The organism is Moorena sp. SIOASIH (assembly GCF_010671925.1).
Lineage (GTDB): Bacteria > Cyanobacteriota > Cyanobacteriia > Cyanobacteriales > Coleofasciculaceae > Moorena.
In genome coordinates, this window is record NZ_JAAHIH010000004.1 from 283,430 (window position 1) to 301,579 (window position 18,150).

The 18,150-nt window shown below is 41.5% G+C and carries 16 protein-coding genes; 9 read left to right on the forward strand and 7 right to left on the reverse strand.

Annotated features, from left to right (window positions below; genetic code table 11):
* The first annotated feature begins 23 nt into the window (after nt 1-23).
* The gene (locus tag F6J90_RS22580) at nt 24-1,748 is read left to right on the forward strand and encodes a HEAT repeat domain-containing protein (RefSeq protein WP_293100695.1); all 1,725 of its coding nucleotides are present in this window, start codon (nt 24-26) and stop codon (nt 1,746-1,748) included.
* 182 nt (nt 1,749-1,930) lie between these two features.
* On the opposite strand, the gene F6J90_RS22585 is transcribed toward F6J90_RS22580, so the two are convergent.
* The 5 genes from F6J90_RS22585 to F6J90_RS22605 form a co-directional block, all read right to left on the reverse strand.
* Nucleotides 1,931-2,641: a hypothetical protein gene (locus tag F6J90_RS22585; protein WP_293098542.1), complete on the reverse strand. Its 711-nt coding sequence runs from the start codon at nt 2,639-2,641 to the stop codon at nt 1,931-1,933.
* A 3-nt stretch (nt 2,642-2,644) separates the two neighbouring features.
* Nucleotides 2,645-2,797, reverse strand: coding sequence for a hypothetical protein (locus F6J90_RS22590; protein WP_293098545.1), 153 nt, complete (start codon nt 2,795-2,797; stop codon nt 2,645-2,647).
* A 29-nt stretch (nt 2,798-2,826) separates the two neighbouring features.
* Nucleotides 2,827-3,033, reverse strand: coding sequence for a hypothetical protein (locus F6J90_RS22595; protein ID WP_293098548.1), 207 nt, complete (start codon nt 3,031-3,033; stop codon nt 2,827-2,829).
* A 433-nt stretch (nt 3,034-3,466) separates the two neighbouring features.
* Nucleotides 3,467-3,667, reverse strand: a complete 201-nt coding sequence (locus tag F6J90_RS22600; RefSeq protein WP_293098550.1) for a hypothetical protein — start codon at nt 3,665-3,667, stop codon at nt 3,467-3,469.
* 1,202 nt (nt 3,668-4,869) lie between these two features.
* The gene (locus F6J90_RS22605; RefSeq protein WP_293098553.1) at nt 4,870-6,009 is read right to left on the reverse strand and encodes a GTP-binding protein; all 1,140 of its coding nucleotides are present in this window, start codon (nt 6,007-6,009) and stop codon (nt 4,870-4,872) included.
* Nucleotides 6,010-6,111: 102 nt separating this feature from the next.
* Between F6J90_RS22605 and cysS the strand changes: the two genes are divergently transcribed.
* From cysS to F6J90_RS22625, 4 genes are all read left to right on the forward strand, one after another.
* Nucleotides 6,112-7,587, forward strand: coding sequence for a cysteine--tRNA ligase (gene cysS / locus F6J90_RS22610; protein ID WP_293098556.1), 1,476 nt, complete (start codon nt 6,112-6,114; stop codon nt 7,585-7,587).
* A gap of 146 nt (nt 7,588-7,733) precedes the next feature.
* On the forward strand, nt 7,734-7,898 hold the full coding sequence (locus F6J90_RS22615) for a hypothetical protein (RefSeq protein ID WP_293098558.1): 165 nt from the start codon (nt 7,734-7,736) through the stop codon (nt 7,896-7,898).
* 171 nt (nt 7,899-8,069) lie between these two features.
* Entirely contained in the window at nt 8,070-8,324 is a 255-nt protein-coding gene (locus F6J90_RS22620) for a hypothetical protein (RefSeq protein WP_293098561.1), read from the forward strand.
* A gap of 187 nt (nt 8,325-8,511) precedes the next feature.
* On the forward strand, nt 8,512-9,546 hold the full coding sequence (locus tag F6J90_RS22625; protein WP_293098563.1) for a methyltransferase: 1,035 nt from the start codon (nt 8,512-8,514) through the stop codon (nt 9,544-9,546).
* A 246-nt stretch (nt 9,547-9,792) separates the two neighbouring features.
* Here F6J90_RS22625 and F6J90_RS22630 read toward each other — a convergent pair whose 3' ends face one another.
* A complete protein-coding gene (locus F6J90_RS22630) occupies nt 9,793-11,325 on the reverse strand; it encodes an FAD-dependent oxidoreductase (RefSeq protein WP_293098566.1) in 1,533 nt (510 codons plus the stop codon).
* 550 nt (nt 11,326-11,875) lie between these two features.
* Complete coding sequence (locus F6J90_RS22635; protein WP_293098568.1) at nt 11,876-12,772, reverse strand: sulfotransferase domain-containing protein; 897 nt, start codon at nt 12,770-12,772, stop codon at nt 11,876-11,878.
* A 487-nt stretch (nt 12,773-13,259) separates the two neighbouring features.
* Between F6J90_RS22635 and F6J90_RS22640 the strand changes: the two genes are divergently transcribed.
* From F6J90_RS22640 to F6J90_RS22655, 4 genes are all read left to right on the forward strand, one after another.
* The gene (locus tag F6J90_RS22640) at nt 13,260-13,808 is read left to right on the forward strand and encodes a dihydrofolate reductase family protein (protein WP_293098571.1); all 549 of its coding nucleotides are present in this window, start codon (nt 13,260-13,262) and stop codon (nt 13,806-13,808) included.
* Between the two features lie 40 nt (nt 13,809-13,848).
* Nucleotides 13,849-14,670: a pentapeptide repeat-containing protein gene (locus F6J90_RS22645; RefSeq protein WP_293098574.1), complete on the forward strand. Its 822-nt coding sequence runs from the start codon at nt 13,849-13,851 to the stop codon at nt 14,668-14,670.
* 532 nt (nt 14,671-15,202) lie between these two features.
* Nucleotides 15,203-15,451: a DUF4212 domain-containing protein gene (locus F6J90_RS22650; protein WP_008185921.1), complete on the forward strand. Its 249-nt coding sequence runs from the start codon at nt 15,203-15,205 to the stop codon at nt 15,449-15,451.
* Nucleotides 15,452-15,746: 295 nt separating this feature from the next.
* Entirely contained in the window at nt 15,747-17,438 is a 1,692-nt protein-coding gene (locus tag F6J90_RS22655) for a sodium:solute symporter family protein (protein ID WP_293098579.1), read from the forward strand.
* Nucleotides 17,439-18,150: the final 712 nt, after the last annotated feature.

Consider the following 18,150-nt stretch of genomic DNA (forward strand, 5'->3'; position numbering starts at 1 on the left):
CAGAAGCCACCATAGACCCCTTAATTAAATTGCTAGATGATAACCACTATGATGTGCGTAGGAGTGCGGCATATGCTCTGGGAAAAATCGGGACAGAAGTGGCGATTGACCCCTTAATTAAATTGCTGGCTGATCACGACTCTTCTGTGCGTAGGAGTGCGGCAGAAGCTCTGGGAAAAATCGGCACAGAAGCCGCTATAGACCCCTTAATTAAATTGCTGGATGATGACGACTCTTGGGTGCGTAGAAGTGCGGCAGATGCTCTAGGAAAAATTGGCACAGAAGCCACCATCGACCCCTTAATTAAATTGCTGGATGATGACGACTCTCGGGTGCGTAGTAGAGCGGCAGATGCTCTAGGAAAAATTGGCACAGAAGCCGCTATAGACCCCTTAAGTAAATTGCTGGATGATGACGACTCTTGGGTGCGTAGTAGTGTGGCATCTGCTCTGGGAAACATCGGGACAGAAGCCACCATAGAGCCTTTAATTAAATTGCTGGATGATCACGACTATTATGTGCGTATTAGTTTGGCATCTGCTCTGGGAAAAATCGGGATAGAAGCTACTATTCCTAAACTGATTAATCTCCTGAAAAAAGAAGAATTGGCAGCAACTAATAATAAACATACTGTTCAGGAAACCATCAATGCCCTTAACGCCATTCAAGAGCGCTACCAAATCTACAACCCAATCTATAGTCCCAAACCTAATCCCAAACCCGATCCTCCCAAAGCGACTCAAACCATGTACATCCTCCACCTCTCGGACCTCCACATCACCAGCCCTGAGCAAGCTACCCTTTGGTCAAACCAACTCGCCCAAGACCTAATCCAAGACCTTCAAATCCCTCACCTTGATGCTCTGATCCTCTCCGGTGATATCGCGAATTATTCCACTCCAGAGGAATACCAGGCTGCACAACAATTTCTCCACAACCTCCGCCAAGACTTCACCCTAGACCCGAAGCAAATTGTTCTAGTTCCCGGTAACCATGACCTCAATTGGAAACTAGCAAAGCGGGGTTATCAGTTATTGGATCTCGAAGAGTACCATGGTGAACTCAAAGAGGGTTACTACATCAAAGGTGAAGATGTGATTCGAGTCCGAGATGAAGCCAAATACCAACAACGGTTTGCCCACTTCAGCGAATTCTATCAAGCCATCAAAACTGAACCCTATCCCCTCGACTATGACCACCAAGCTATTATCGACCATTTCCCAGAGCAAAACTTGCTGATCCTAGGACTAAACTCGGCTTGGCAACTGGATCACCACTTCAGAGACCGTGCTAGCATCCACTCCGGTGCTCTAAGCAATGCCCTGACCGACATTCGCCGTAACCCAGACTACCGCAACTGCCTGAAACTAGCGGTTTGGCACCATGCCCTCCATAGTGCTGGAAGCGATAGGATTACTGACCAAGGATTCATGGAACAACTCGCCCAAGCTGGATTCCGCTTCTTCCTCCACGGACACATCCACAGAGCCGAAACCAGCCTTTTCCGTTACGACCTCAGCCCCAGTGGGCGCAAACTCGACCAAATTGGTGCTGGCACCTTTGGGGCACCCACCAAAGAACTCATACCCGGTTATCCTTGGCAATATAATCTACTGAAAATTAAGGATAATCAGCTCACTGTCTACACTCGCCGTCGGGAAGAAATCAATGGTGCTTGGAAACCTGATTCACGGTGGACTCAGGGTCCAGGAGTTGGTGGTTTGGATTATTATTCTATTGAGTTGTAGGAAGTAGGGAGTAGGGAGTAGGGAGTAGGGAGTAGGGAGTAGGGAGTAGGGAGTAGGGAGTAGGGAGTAGGGAGTAGGGAGTAGGGAGTAGGGAGTAGGGAGTAGGGAGTAGGGAGTAGGGATTAAGCGCAGTTTTGCCTACTGATCCAATAAGTATATATAGCCCATTGAAAACTACTGTATTAAGGCTTAGCTAATTCAGCTAGATAATCCCTAACTAACACTTCAATTAGCAATGGATCTAAATTGCCATGGTGAAATTTGATAGCTAAAGGCACCGTTAGTCTTTGCTGATTTTCGTAGTAGGTTCGCTTTCCAAAGTAGAAAAAACTCTGGGTACTTTCACGACCTGTCTGTATAGCAAAACTTAGAAAATCCAAGCCAGGAAGATTACCAACAAATTGACCCAGTTGGTAAGCATAGGAGCTATCCTTATTATTGGGCAATATAGGATTAGCGAAAATACTGTCTTTGCTATTTCTGTATAGTTGGGAAAATTCAAGCCATCCTAATTTTGTGGCATTATTAATGATCATCTCTACAAATCGAACTTTGCCTCCCACTGCTGTCGGACAAAATAATGGTGGATTATTAATTTGATACCATTTCTGGTTAATAAATCTCCACCAAAAAGGAGGATGTTTTTTCAGCGCTTTAAGTAATTTCCAGATTAAGAAACACGTAAAGGTTGAATAGTCATTTTTAAAATTATCCTTATAATTAGTTTCCGCATCGGTTAAGTCTAATCGTAAGGTAATATCTAAATAAGGATTTATTACCTTTGTTTCGTCTATAAAAAGGTCTAGTGCCCAGCCGATATAACTATTTTTGTATTGATCAGTATCTAAGGGGATAGCGTCGTATTTGTCTAAATAGTAATTTAAATCGTCCATGATTTACAGCGGTTGCAATTGGGTGAGGTACAAATTCTTGGGTTTTAGGGAGCAGGGAGCAGGGAGCAGGGAGCAGGGAGCAGGGAGCAGGGAGCAGGGAGCAGAGAAGAGGGAACAGCGGATCTGGGAATAGGGAAAAAATCCTGTGTACCTCATTGCTATGATAAACGCTATATCATTTAAGGCTAATAGTATTTTAGTAAAGTCAAGCTATCTGCCCATTCGCGCACACGGTTATGGGCTACTGATGAACCTTCACGACGATAAGCTTCCAGGGCTAATATACTTTGCTGAACCATTTCCTCTTCAGTCAGAGGTTGAAAATTTAATCCTGAGTCTATCTCTCCGTAATCAAAGGATTCTTCTGTTATTTGGTTGGATTGATTGGTCATTAATTTTTCAAAATATTCTAAGTTACTAGATGTAATTATAGCGTTTATTGCAGTTATGAGGTACAATTATAAACTTCAAAGTCCCCCTTATTAAGGGGGATTTAGGGGGATCGCTTTGTACCTCATAAGTCGTAGAATTGCTATATAGCGTTGATCATTGCTATCAGCTACACATGATTTTTCCCTCTTCCCTTTTCCCTACTCCCTACTCCCTACTCCCTGCTCCCTTTTACAAAGTGTTTAATTTAGTAAAACAAGTAAGGAAAAGAAAAAAATAGCCGTAGAAATACTATCCACGGCTATTTCAACTCCACAATAAGTCAGTTGAAATCGCGATGTCACTAATTTCCCAAATCTAACCCGATGTGATCAGATTGGATTGGCCAAAGGTCACTTTGCCAAGGGGGGGAAACCCCCCCAGAAATTTAAGGTGTTATGGCAACAGCCAATACTTGGTTATGGTAGTCATCACTTCCCCGGGAACCTCAGTTTGCTCCAGAGGAGTCCATTCAGCAATCTCCGCATAGCCTAGGGAATAAAGCATCTGCATGCTATAGATTACGGCTTGACGAGAACCTTTTAAGACGTGCTGAGCAGGTTGTTTGTTGAAATTTCGGGAAAATTTTTTGGACATCACTAAAAAATCTAACTCATCGGGTTTGTATTGATTATTGTAATGATTATAAATTATTTTGTCAAGGGTTTTAGAAAAGTTTTTTTTGGGAGTTTTAGGGGAATAAAAAATTAAGAATTAAGAATTAAGAATTAAGAATTAAGAATTAAGAATTAAGAATTAAGAATTAAGAATTAAGAATTAAGAATTAAGAATTAAGAATTGAGAATTAAGAATTAAGAATTAAGAATTGAGAATTGAGAATTGAGAATTAGGAATTGAGAATTGAGAATTAAGAATTGAGAATTGAGAATTAAGAATTAAGAATGTAGAATTAAGAATTAAGAATTAAGAATGTAGAATTAAGAATTGAGAATTAAGAATTAAGAATGTAGAATTAAGAATTAAGAATGTAGAATTAAGAATGTAGAATTAAGAATTAAGAATTGAGAATTAAGAATGTAGAATTAAGAATTAAGAATTAAGAATTAAGAATGTAGAATTAAGAATTAAGAATTAAGAATGTAGAATTAAGAATTAAGAATGTAGAATTAAGAATTAAGAATTAAGAATTAAGAATTAAGAATGTAGAATTAAGAATGTAGAATTAAGAATTGAGAATTGAGAATTAAGAATTGAGAATTAAGAATTAAGAATTGAGAATTGAGAATTGAGAATTAGGAATTGAGAATTGAGAATTAAGAATTGAGAATTAAGAATTGAGAATTGAGAATTTAGTGCGTAGTGGCGTGGCACAGCTAAAATAGTGCAATAGATTTTTGCTACCCATCTTCCCGCGCCCCCGCCCCACACCCCCCGCGCCCCCGCCCCACACTCCCCCATCTGTTTTTAATGCATCAAATTAAGCTTGCCACGGCAGTAGGGTGCGTTAGGGGCGGGCTCGCCCTAATTTTAAACACCGAGTGCCAATGTTGGGATAGCCCGCGCCGTAACGCACCACCAAGTAGAATGTAGAATTGAGAATTTAGGGGGTTGCTGAATTGAAGTATGAATGCTCAATCATCTGATTGTAGTCAAGCCTCCTAAATCCCCATCTTTAAAAAAGCGAAGCATCCGCTAATTACCCCCAAAATTGGGGGGCTAGGGGGGCTCAATCATACCCAGAATCAGCAACGCCGAATTTAGGATTCTGCATTCTGCATTCTTAATTCTCAATTCTTAATTCTTAATTCTTAATTCTTAATTCTTAATTCAACAATTACTTACCAAATCCCCGTCCCTGTATTGGTAGACTCTGAAGAGATACACTGGTTTAATTGTTCACGTAATGTATCATGATCTAAATCTTGTCCAATCAGCACTAATTGATTTTTTGGTTCACCTTTCCACTCATCATCTTCAATAGAGAAACGCTTACCACTGAGGTGGAATATGTGACGGTGAGGACTTTGATCAAACCAGAGAATTCCCTTAGCGCGGAACACATTAGAGGGTAACTTATTGTCTAGGAAATCCTGAAACTTCCGAAGCCCTAGGGGCTTGTCACTCTCGAAAGAAAGGGAAGTGAATCCGTCATTTTCTAGGTGATGGGAGTGATGGTGATGAGCGTGATCATGATCATGATGGTCATGATGGTCATGATGGTCATGATGGTCATGGTGGTGATGATCATGATCATGGTGATGATGGTGATCATGATGGTGATGATGGTCATGATCATGATCTGATGTTTTGCTGTCGAAATACTTATCGGACTCAAAGAGACCAACACTGAGAATTAAAGGAATTGGTACTTGGGCTTTAGTCGTTCTCAAAATCCTGGCATCAGTTTTCATATCTCTGATCCGGGTTTCCAAGTGGTCTACATTGGCTTGATCTACCAAGTCAATTTTGTTGAGGATAATAATATCCCCATAAGCAATCTGACTACTTGCCGCTTCACTATTAAATAGATCGAGACTAAAGTTTTCTGAATCTACCATAGTGACAATAGAATCAAGACGAGTCATATCTCGCAATTCTGTGCCCAAAAAGGTTAGCGCCACTGGTAAGGGGTCAGCTAATCCGGTGGTTTCCACCACTAAATAATCCAGCTTTTCTGGATGCTCCAATACGTTGTAAACTGCTTCAATTAAATCATCATTAATGGTGCAGCAGATACAGCCATTATTCAGGGCGACCATATTATCATCAGTATTGATAATCAGCTCATTATCAATACCAATTTCACCAAACTCATTAACAAGGACCGCTGTTTTGACGCCTTCTTGATTACTTAAGATATGGTTAAGGAGGGTGGTTTTGCCGCTACCCAGGAAACCAGTAATAATGGTAACGGGTAAGCCTTGTTTCGGGGCTTCCATCCCTTGACCAGATGGGGATTCAGTCGGTAAGGTTTGCATAAGGCAACTTGTGAAAACAGTTCAGAATCAAGATATACCAAGATATCGTATTTTATAACTATATCTATAGCCCACTGCTGGTGATTTTATCTTTTCTTTGTCATGACCCTACACCTTTACAATACCTTAACCCGCCGCAAGGAATCCTTTGAGTCATTGGAAACTGGTAAAGTCCGGATGTACTGCTGCGGCATTACGGTGTATGACTTGTGCCACTTGGGTCATGCTAGAACCTGTATTGTCTGGGATACCGCTCGTCGCTACTTACAATGGCGGGGCTATGATGTGAATTATGTCCAAAATTTTACAGATATTGATGATAAAATCCTGAACCGAGCCCGAAGGGAAGGCACCTCTATGGAGGCAGTGTCTGAACGCTTCATTGATGCCTATTTTGAAGATATGGCACGGCTGAATGTCCAAGAGGCTAATGCTTACCCTCGCGCGACTCATACCTTAGATGGAATCAAGCGACTGGTGTATGAGTTGGAACAAAAGGGCTATGCTTACCAAGCCGATGGGGATGTGTACTATTCAGTGCGTCGGTTTGAGGAGTATGGCAAACTGTCTGGCCGCAAGTTAGAGGATTTGCAAGCAGGAGCCAGTGGACGGGTAGATGTAGCTGACTCTATTGAGCATAAGAAGAAAGACCCCTTTGATTTTGCGGTTTGGAAAAGCGCTAAGCCAGAGGAACCCTCCTGGGAATCCCCTTGGGGACCTGGACGTCCAGGTTGGCATATTGAATGCTCAGCGATGGTGCGAGATATGCTAGGGGAAACGATTGATATTCATACTGGTGGCTCTGACTTGGTTTTCCCCCACCACGAAAATGAAATTGCTCAATCGGAAGCCGTAACTGGTAAGAGCCTAGCCCGTTATTGGTTACACAATGGCATGGTCAAGGTGGATGGAGAGAAAATGTCTAAGTCTCTAGGCAACTTTACTACCATCCGAGACTTACTCGACCGTCCCGTTGACCCGATGGCAGTGCGGCTATTTGTGTTAATGGCGCAATACCGTAAACCAATAGATTTTACTGATGATGCGATCGCATCTGCTACCAATGGCTGGCAAACTCTCAAAGAGGGCTTGCTTTTTGGTCATAACTATGGTATACAATTAGGATGGGATAACCAATCCCCCACAGCCACAGCCTCAAACTCCTTGCAGGTAGAAAAAACAATAGCGCAACAGTTTCAAGAAGCCGTAGATGACGACTTCAACTTTGCTGGAGGGTTAGCGGTATTGTTTGAAGTGGCCAAAGGGTTACGCCGGGAAGGCAATATCCTCGTACATCAGGGTAAAACAGAGACTCCTGCTTCAGAATTAGAGCAGCAATGGCGTAGTCTCCTGGAATTAGCCCAGGTATTAGGATTAGAAGCACAACCGGAAGAAGAAACTGAAGTTTCTACGGATGGATTGAGTGATGGGGAAATTGAGGCACTGATTCAGCAGCGGGCTGAAGCACGGAAAGCCAAGAACTTTGAATTAAGCGATCGCATTCGCGATGAACTGCAAGCTCAAGGGATTACGTTGATTGACCAGGGTGGTGGTGTTACCACGTGGCATCGCAATTAAGGCTGAATTGTGAAGACGGCAGCTGAATTGTGAAGGTATCGGCTGAATTGTGAAGACTGCGGGCTGAATTGTGAAATTAACAACTTGTTCGCCCTTGGTGCTCGGTGTAGGGAAGGTTGTGCAGAATGGTGAATGTAGAATGCAGAATGGTGAATGCACTACAATTGCCATGGGACTTTCTACCAGTTGAGCCACGACATAGCTTCGGGTTGACTCACACTTACTTCCCCAGTGGTTTCCCTGAGATACCGGACAGCTTTGGGGGAGGAGTTCGAGAGCTTCAAAGCTATTGGGGATGGCTGGTGGTTTAATTTCCATGGTTCCAAAATACTACTCATCTTTCCCCTTTTATCAACCCCAGCACCTGAATGCTTACATTGGAAACAGGGTAAACGCATCTTGTTGGGTAAGCGGGGATACTTCTCAATAAACCGGCCTTGTCTTGATGCAGTCGCTCATGGGGGAAACCACGCCAGTTGCTCATGGGGGGAACCACGCCAGTTGCTCATGGGGGGAACCACGGCAGTCGCTCATGGGGGAGACCACGGCAGTCGCTCATGGGGGAAACCACGGCAGTTGCTCATGGGGGGAACCCCCAAGACCGCACTGCCTCCCCAAGACCGCGCTGCCTCCCCAAGACCGCGCTGCCTCCCCAAGACCGCACTGGCTCCCCAAGACCGCGCTGCATCGCTATTGTGCTTATTGACAATGGCTTTTCCACATATAGTGTTTCTTGAATTTCCAAAGCACTATATATAAGATTGAAAAAATTAGATGGGTTTACCCTGACATTGGAGATGTCTAATGATTTACAATCATAACCGCAACAAAGACCAGTTGGAGCTTTCCGAGTTGCTCGATAAATTGGTTGATTAGTGCGATCGCTACTCTGTGCAGGGACATCACTTTTGGGAGGACAATATCATGTCAATCTCAGATAAAAATCAGGAACTAGAAATATTAACTTGTGATGATAAACTACTTTGGGATACATGGTTGTCAATGTTCCACTTTCCCACACTTACCGTCGCTGACGAACTAGGGCTTTTCTCTCTATTAGATCAAGCACCTGCAACCGCTCAAGAGGTAGCAAGAAACTTGTCTTTGGGGTCTCGTGCTACCGAAGGGCTTTTGGGAGTAATGGCATCACTAGGTTATCTTGTGCAGCTCAATGGAAAATTCCACCTTACCCAGGTATCACAAACTTTTTTACTCCCTCATAGTCCTTATTACTGGGGCGGCATACTACATTTCATACGAGAAAATCCTCTATCCCATTCCTCTCTCCTAGAAGCTTTTCAGAATGATAGGGCTAACATTTACAAGAAGAAGGATGTTTGGGAAACCCATGAAGTAGACGAAGAAAAAGCTAAAGCTTTTACCAGGCATATGCACAGTCAAACCGTTTCTCCTGCGATTGGTGCTGCAAGTAAAGGTGACTTTTCTAATGTAAAACATCTTCTTGATGTAGGAGGGGGTTCTGGTGCTTTTTGTTTTGCCTTAGCTCAGCGTTACCCTCAAATTCACTGCACTATTTTAGAATTACCAACAATATGCAAGATAGCCAAAAAATACATAGCAGAAGCTGGATTATCTGACCGAGTAGATACATGTGTGGGGGATTTTTTCAAAGACCCTTTTCCTGCTGGCTACGATGCCGTTTTATTCAGTAATATTTTTCACGACTGGGGATGGGAAAAATGTTTATACTTAGCCAAGCAAAGTTTTGAGGCCTTACCCAATGGAGGTCGAATTTATTTACATGAAATACTACTAGCAGATACTAAAGACAGTCCCCTAATTGCTACTTCATTTTCCCTGTGCCTATTTTGGGTTACTGAGGGTAAGCAATTTAGTGCAGCGGAGCTTGAGCAACTTTTGCAAGAAGCTGGGTTTGAAGAAATATTAATAGTTCAAACTTACGGTTATTACTCACTTGTTAGCGCTAGAAAACCATAAATTCCGACCACCTCCAAGGTCAAGGGCACCTTAAGCAAATTCTACACTGAAATTACTACCCAGTAAGGATTTCAGCTTGCATGTCACCCCCCCAGGGTTTTTTGTCTCAAGTTTGGCACCGGAAACTAGACTATCAGACCCCTAGCCATACTAAATGGTTTAGTTAAAAACGAGGGAGATCAATAACTGAAAGTCGTTTGGCTAACTTACTTTCTAACTTTCCACATCCCGTGAAAAGTCAGATTGTTAGTAGACATTCCACTCTTGTATAATTTTTTCTCTTTCTGAACTGTCCATTTGAGGTAAATCTTTCCCAAGTGCGTATTCCATTTGCGGTGAAATAGTTATTTCATGACTTTCGTCTATGGCTATGTGTTGATTAACTTGCTCTTGGGTTAAAATCCCTTTGGCTATATATGTTGATAATATTTCTCGGACAATCTTAAAAGCATTATAGGGAATTGATGTCAATTTTGACCCAGTAATGTGGATATACCTCCCCCCATTTTGATGTTTATACCTATAGCGAACCGGCTCATCATCTCGTTTAGCCGCCTCTAAATCATTAGCAGGTTGGCGACCTGGATAAACTTGAACGGCTTTCTTAAGCTTTACATCTTCAAGTTCTTTAGCCCAAGGAATCCACCTAGAAATACCATCTTTGATGGCTTTCATCATCTCTTTTTCACTCCTTCCCATTATCTGGGGCAAATTCTTATGCCATTGTTCATAAAACTGATTAGAATTTGTATCTATAGGAAAGTGTAATTCTGCTTGGTTATATTCTGGGCTATAAAACATGGCAATAAAATCATAACCAACTTTAATAATTCCTCCGTATTGACCTCGGATCAGTATAGTACTTGAAAAACTTTCTGCCAGTCCTGGTATTTGTGATTTAAGCCCTTCAGAAATCTTATATAATCCATATACTTTAAGCTTAGCTATATTCCCCTCTTTCTGTATTTCACCTTGAAGGGATGGACTAGGAATTTCTAAGCCTCCACCATAACCAGCATTGATTACGGTATCAAAATAAAGTTGGTTACTGTTTTTTATTTCTAACTCAAATTCATGGTCATTTATCCAAATACTTTTGACTCTAGTATTACCTTTAAAACTCAAGAAATTATTATTGATTAACAAGCCAATTAAGTTAATCATATGAGTACAATATTCCCCCATATTTAACACAGGCTGTTTAACTTTAACTGCTCCATAAAAAGTTCTTTTTGTGCTTTTATCAACCCAATTTTTTTCTTGATTTGTCGATAAACCTAGACTAGGTAAAAAATACTTGATACTCTCTTCATCTATTATTTCTGCTATTTCTTCTGGTTTGCCAAAAAAATTATCATATGGGTGTTTTATTAAATATTTTTTATAAACATCTCTCAGAAAAATAGCTACTTCTTTGAATGTTACTCCTTCTCGATTTATTGCCGTATTATTTGGCTCATTTGGAACCAAGTAATTTATCTGACTATCCCCAAAAATATAGTCGGGCATTAGCTTTCTAAATAAAACAGTTTGCTTAAACAACATTTCTAAGGTATTTCTGTGTCCTCCATAAATAAAGTGATGCAAAACACCTGTGTTGTTAGTCGAAGCACTTTTACTATTAAAGGGTTTTGATTCTGCTTCAAAAATGGTCACTTCAGCCAGTTCTAATCTAGCGAGAATAGATGCTATTGATATACCCATAGCACCCGCGCCAATAATTGCTATTTTTTGTTGCTCTTTTGGAGATATATGGAATGGTATTTTCGTTCTTGGCATATCTTCAACTTTGTAGTGAGACTCTGAGGGGGTGACATGAGCACTAAAAAGCTTAGTATATCATGGTAAATCCATCTAAATTTGTCTCAAAAATTACAGTTAAAAAGTAAACAATAGTATCAAAAATCTCTAATCAACCTATTGATTCTCAATAAGCCCAATTCCTTCTCAATTATTGGCCGTGTTATCCTTGGTCGATTTGAGAGTACTTTACATTCTGGTTCTGTATGTGGAACAGGCATCTTCCCCGTGGTGTGGAACGGGCATCTTCCCCGTGGTGTGGAACGGGCATCTTCCCCGTGGTGTGGAACGGGCCGGGCTCTCTCAACCGATGTTAAGAGGGGGAAAATCAAGGAGATCCCGTCCCTAACGCACCCTACACCATATTTTAAAATATGAGATTCTAAATTCTAAATTCTAAATTCTAAATTCTAAATTCTAAATTCTAAATTCTAAATTCTAAATTCTAAATTCTAAATTCTAAATTCTAAATTCTAAATTCTAAATTCTAAATTCTAAATTCTAAATTCTAAATTCTAAATTCTAAATTCTAAATTCTAAATTCTAAATTCTTATAGGTTAACTCAAAGTCAAATTCCAGACCAAATTGTACCATTCTGGATTGATATAGAGCATCAAAAATACTAGTCTCTTCTGAAGAAAAGTGGTTTTTCCAATCTCCGACAATTCCTTTGCGCATATGTTTGGGAATACCTTCTCGCTGAGGCACCCAATCCAGATTAGCTTTGGGATTGATTGCCATTGCCGAAAAGTCACTGGCGGCAACCACAGTATCTAGTAAATCTGAGGTTAAAGGAATATCGATAAAGCTAGCAACATCAGTAACGACTTGAGCTAAATCCTTTTTCATGTCTTCGTACTTGACAAACATGACATTATCTGAATGTTGGCTCGCTTTCCACCAGTCAAATACATGATCAAATATTGAGCCATAGGCAACCTTGCCTTCACGATATAGCGTAATAAATTCGCTCCAACTCCCCTCGTATCCCATTTTGCTCAATGCATGATAATAATAAGAAACAGCATTATCCTTAGGATTGCGAGCAACATAAATATACTTTGCTTTAGTTTCGCCAAACATTGGCATCAAAGAAAAGGGTAAATGAGTGTGAAAGTAACGGCGATCGCCAGGAGTTTTAATCAGATTCTCTAAACCTCCATAACGAGTTGCTGCACCTTCTAACCAAGGCACTGCTTCACTCAATACTTTGTCCCCTTGCTCTCCATTGTTAGCAAGCAAGTGAACAATCTGCTCCATCCATGTTGTACCAGATTTAGGATAGGCGACAACAAAGGTATCCCGATCCCCCACTCTAAAGTCCTTAAGGGCATCCATTTCCTTCTGGGTAATGAAAGCTGGAAAGACAATTAGACCTTGTGGATTCTTACCGTCTTTAACCAGTGCTTGCTTATAGTCTGCCATGTATTACAGGCTCTTCCGTACTTGTTATGCTAAATAAACAGTATTTCACAGGGAACAGCGGATCACCGGAACAGGGAACAGCGGATCACCGGAACAGGGAACAGCGGATCACCGGAACAGTGGTCAGAGGCCGTATTCAGAAAATTTTGTGAGTTGAATAGCCTAATTTTACCTGTACAGTAAGCTTTCTGAGTTTCTTAACTGGAAATTTAGCATAAAATGTACTTAAGACCCCGCATTTATCACAAATTTAGCGATCGCAAACGCTGAAAGCTTTATTAAATCTGGGCTTGACCGTGATCAAAATGAAGATAAAAAAACAACACACTGTTTAAACCCTTACTATGTTTGGATTTGACGGGATTTGGGCTACAGCTCCTAAAACTATCTTTGTGATAAATCCGGGAGCTACTTTTGCCGTATCTGGTTAGAACCTGCAATAGTTATAGTTATCAGCATTAGTTTTGACAATTACGGATAAAATCCAATGACAAATTATGTTTATATAGCAACAAGCTTAGATGGATTTATCGCTACAATTGATGGCGGATTAGATTGGCTAGAAGAAATACCTAACCCCGAACAAAGTGATTATGGATATGCTGAGTTTATGAAAAGCATAGATGCCATAGTGATAGGAAGAAAAACCTTTGATAAAGTTTTAAGTTTTGGTGAATGGGTTTATCATAAACCCGTTTTTTTATTAAGCAATAGTTTAACGAAACTTCCAGAACAAAATTTTGGTAAAGCAGAAATTGTTCGTGGAGATATAAAAAAAATAATTAATCAGTTGAATCAAAAGGGATATACAAATCTTTACATAGATGGAGGTAGAGTCATACAAAGTTTTCTTCAAGAAGACCTTGTTGATGAAATGATTATTACTCGCGTTCCAATTCTTTTGGGAAAAGGCGTTCCTTTATTTGGGACGCTAGAACAACATCTTAAATTCCGACACAAAAAAACTGAAATATATAATGATACTTTGGTCAAAAGCTACTATATAAGAGACACAAACCGGGGAGATAACAGATAACCTGGTTTGTTAACTTGCTACGGATTCTGCCATTAGTCCAATGAAACTTAGACAATCGTTTATCTGGGGAATTTCCTTGGGATTGCTTGCCCTTTTGGGAATTACTTGGCTGATTATCAATCAAGACAATCCTCTCGAACAGTTACGGGAAACAAAAAAGTGTCAAAACTGTAATTTAGCAGGGCTAGAACTTGCCAGAGAGGATTTAAAAGGAGCGAATCTGGAAAAGGCTAATTTAGAAGGGGCTAACTTAGCGGGAGCTAATCTAGAAAAAGCGAATTTGGTAGGGGTCAACTTAGAAGGGGCTAACCTAGAAAACGCTAACCTGGAAAAAGCTAACCTCAGTGGGGCTAATCTCCGTAGAGCTAATCTGAAAAAAGCTGACCTTCTTTGGAGCAACCTCACACAAGCTAACTTAGAACAAGCTAATCTCCAAGAAGCCAACTTATCACATCTTTCCGCCAAAACAATTAAACTCGAAAGAGCTAACCTCAGGGAAGCTAATTTATCAAAAGCCAATCTAGTCGGGATTAATCTTAGTGGAGTTAACCTAGAGAAAGCGAATCTCCAAGAAGCAAATCTGGCTTATCTGGAGATAAGTGCTTCATTGCCCATCGATCACTATTTAATAAGTGCCAATCTCAGGGGGGCTAACTTGATGGGAGCGAATCTTGAACGGGCTGACTTAAGGGGAATTGACCTCTCCGATGCCAACCTCTCCTACGCCAGCCTCAAGGGAGCACAACTAGACTATACCTTAGAGCTTACTGATTGGGGTTATCCCGACAAAGTTTACCGTGCCAACCTCAAGGGGGCGAACTTAAGCAATACTATTATGCCTGATGGTAGCACCCATCAATAGGGATACTCTTATATCAAGTCAGGTTGAATACCCATAATTACAGGGAGGGTGGGGAGATGGGGAGATGGGGAGATGGGGAGATGGGAAGGTTTAATTTTAGCGATCGCGTTTACTGATCAACTTACGATTTATTTTATCGAAACTTCACATAATCTTGCTCTAAGCTTTACATTTCTTGACGAAATAATATTCACAATTCATTTAATATTCCTTTAAACAACCCGAGAAGCGGTCTGGGGCAGCAGCAAATTGCATAGATGTGATCAGCTTATGCTGATGCGCATCGCCCAATCCCATCCCCTAAAGACAGGATTAAATCCCCAGAATTGTTTAATTTTATTAAGAAAACCCCAAAAAGACGGTTTTTGTTCACCTTTGGTGTAACCTATCCCTAAGCTTCGGCTAATTTTCTGTATATATTAGCACATTTTGAAATACCGATACGCCTGGTTAAGGCAATTATCGGTGGTTGCTCTATATCCAGAAGCTAGTCAAGCGTAAATAGTAAATTTAGTCTATTACTAATAAAACTATGAACCAAAACAAGCGTCAGGCATACTGGCGTGCCAACATCGCATTAATTCGGAATCTCTTAATTGTTTGGGCATTCGTATCGGTTGTATGTAGCATTCTGCTCGTAACATTACTAAACAATGTCAGTGTAGGGAATATTCCCCTAGGCTTCTGGATGGCACAACAAGGTAGTATTTTTACCTTTGTCGTTTTAATTTTTATCTACGCTATACAGATGGATAAAATTGACCGTAAATACAAAAAGTAATGTTTACTATTGGCAACTAAATTGTAAAATAAATGGCTTTGCTTAACTAAGGTATACTATCAATTATAGTTGTTTATACTTAGCAAGTATAACTGACAATTTAGGAATTTTAATAGGGTAATTCTATAGTATTTTAAAATAAAAAAATACCGTTTTTTAATTACTAACAATCCCTATATGGGGTTTCTCATAGTAATGATGTACATAGGATTTTTTCCCGATTCCCGATTCCCGATTCCCGATTCCCGATTCCCTGCGCGCAGCGCTATAGCATTATTCAGACAAGTAAATATCTATGACAGTTGAAGCTTGGACCAGTGTATTGGTCATTATTTCCTTTATTCTCTACCTTTACATTGGTTGGCGCTCTCGGGTGCGCGATAGTAAAGGCTTTTTTGTAGCAGATCAGGGTGTTCCCGCTGTTGCTAATGGTGCTGCTACAGCGGCGGATTGGATGTCTGCTGCTTCCTTTATTTCTATGGCAGGGCTAATCTCTTTCTTAGGATATGATGGCTCAATTTACCTGATGGGCTGGACAGGAGGATATGTCCTACTAGCGCTATTGTTAGCCCCTTACCTGCGGAAGTTTGGAAAATACACAGTACCGGACTTTGTAGGAGACCGCTATTACTCCAATGTTGCTCGGTTGGTAGCAGTAATTGCTGCGATTTTTGTATCCTTAACCTATGTCGCAGGACAGATGCGAGGGGTAGGTATTGTATTTAGCCGCTTTCTGCAAGTGGATATCGGTCAGGGTGTAGTGATTGGCATGGTAATTGTGGCATTTTTTGCCGTGCTGGGGGGGATGAAAGGAATTACCTGGACTCAAGTGGCCCAGTATGGCGTGTTGATTGTGGCTTACCTGATTCCAGCGATTGCGATCGCAACTCTCCTGACCGACAACCCGATTCCCCAGCTAGGATTCACCTTCAGTGACATTATCCCGAAACTCAATCAAATTCAGGTAGATCTAGGTTTCCAGGAATACACTCAACCCTTTGCCAACAAGTCCATGCTGGATGTCTTATTTATCACCATCGCCTTGATGGTTGGTACTGCTGGACTTCCCCATGTGATTGTACGCTTTTACACCGTACGCAATGCTAGAGCTGCTCGTTATTCCGCTGGCTGGGCGCTATTATTCATTGCCATACTCTACACCACAGCTCCCGCCGTTGCTGCCTTTGCCCGCTATAACCTGATTGATAGCCTCCATAACCATACCATTGAGGAAGTGCGTCAGCTCGACTGGGCAACCAAATGGGAAAATACTGGTTTATTGGCGTTTGACGATAAAAACGGCAATGGCAAGATTGAGCTGAAACCGGACAAAGATACCAATGAAATTAAGATTGACCGAGATATCATTGTACTCTCCACACCAGAGGTAGCCAAACTTGCTCCTTGGGTGATTGCCCTAGTAGCAGCAGGAGGACTAGCCGCAGCTCTATCCACTGCATCAGGATTACTGCTAGTGATTTCTAGCTCAATTGCCCACGATGTCTACTACCGCATCGTTAATCCTAGGGCGTCAGAGTCCCAACGATTGATGGTAGGTCGAATTATGGTAATTGCTGCCATTGCCATTGCCGGTTACTTTGGTATCAATCCCCCTGGATTTGTAGCCCAAGTAGTAGCCTTTGCCTTTGGTTTAGCCGCTGCCAGCTTTTTCCCAGTGATTCTGTTAGGGGTATTTGATAAGCGAACCAACCGAGAAGGGGCAATTGCTGGCATGGTGGTAGGGTTAATTTTTACCACCGTTTACATCATTGGGGTGAAGTTCTATAGTATGACACCCTGGTTTTTCGGTATTTCCCCTGAGGGGATTGGTACCGTAGGGATGATGCTTAATTTCATCGTGACTGTAGTGGTTTCTCGCCTGACACCCCCACCTCCAGCAGAAATTCAGGAGATGGTGGAAATGTTGCGAACACCCGGTGATGCTCCTCCAGCCCTTCATGATGTGGGAGAAGAGGAGTTAGATTGATAATCGTTGTTCGCGTAGCGTGGCCATTCGCGTAGCGTGGCCCAAAGGCCAAGGCCAAGGTTGTTCGCCCTTAGGCTTCGGTGTAGGATAGGGTGTCTGTCAGAATGCAGAATTAAGAATGCAGAATGTAGAATTGGCAATTCTACATTCTGCATTCTACATTCTTAATTCAAAAGGGTAGGTTGAAGACCGTACCTCCAAGCTTCAACTAATTCAGCTCTTTTCTCTGTAGACTATTTGCAGGCAGTGACATAATCCCGACACTGACCTAACGGTAAAGTGCGGGCTTATTGCCAACACCACCCAACGGTGCCAACACCACCCAACGGTTCGGTTACTCGGCAAGCTTTACTAATGACGGGATGCCCCACCGCCAAATGCCAGATGTTTCTGGCCGCACTTTTCTACTTATTACAAGAATATCATACGTCTAGTCACTTGAGCAGTCAGAATGAAAAACAAAAAACTAACAATTAGGATTCCAGATTTTGAGAAAATGCAATTATAACAAGAGGCCTCACGACGGGGGATGACCCAATCTGAACTACAAAGGAAGTTTGATAGCTCGTTTCCCTGATCCGGTAGACTTTGATTGACAATTCCGCTTAGCTCCAATGCCCAAGCTATCCTTCCCAGAGACGCGCGCCTAATAATAGGGTAACTTCAAGACGCTCACCTTTCAGGTAGAGCGCGGGGCTGCCCCCATCAAGCT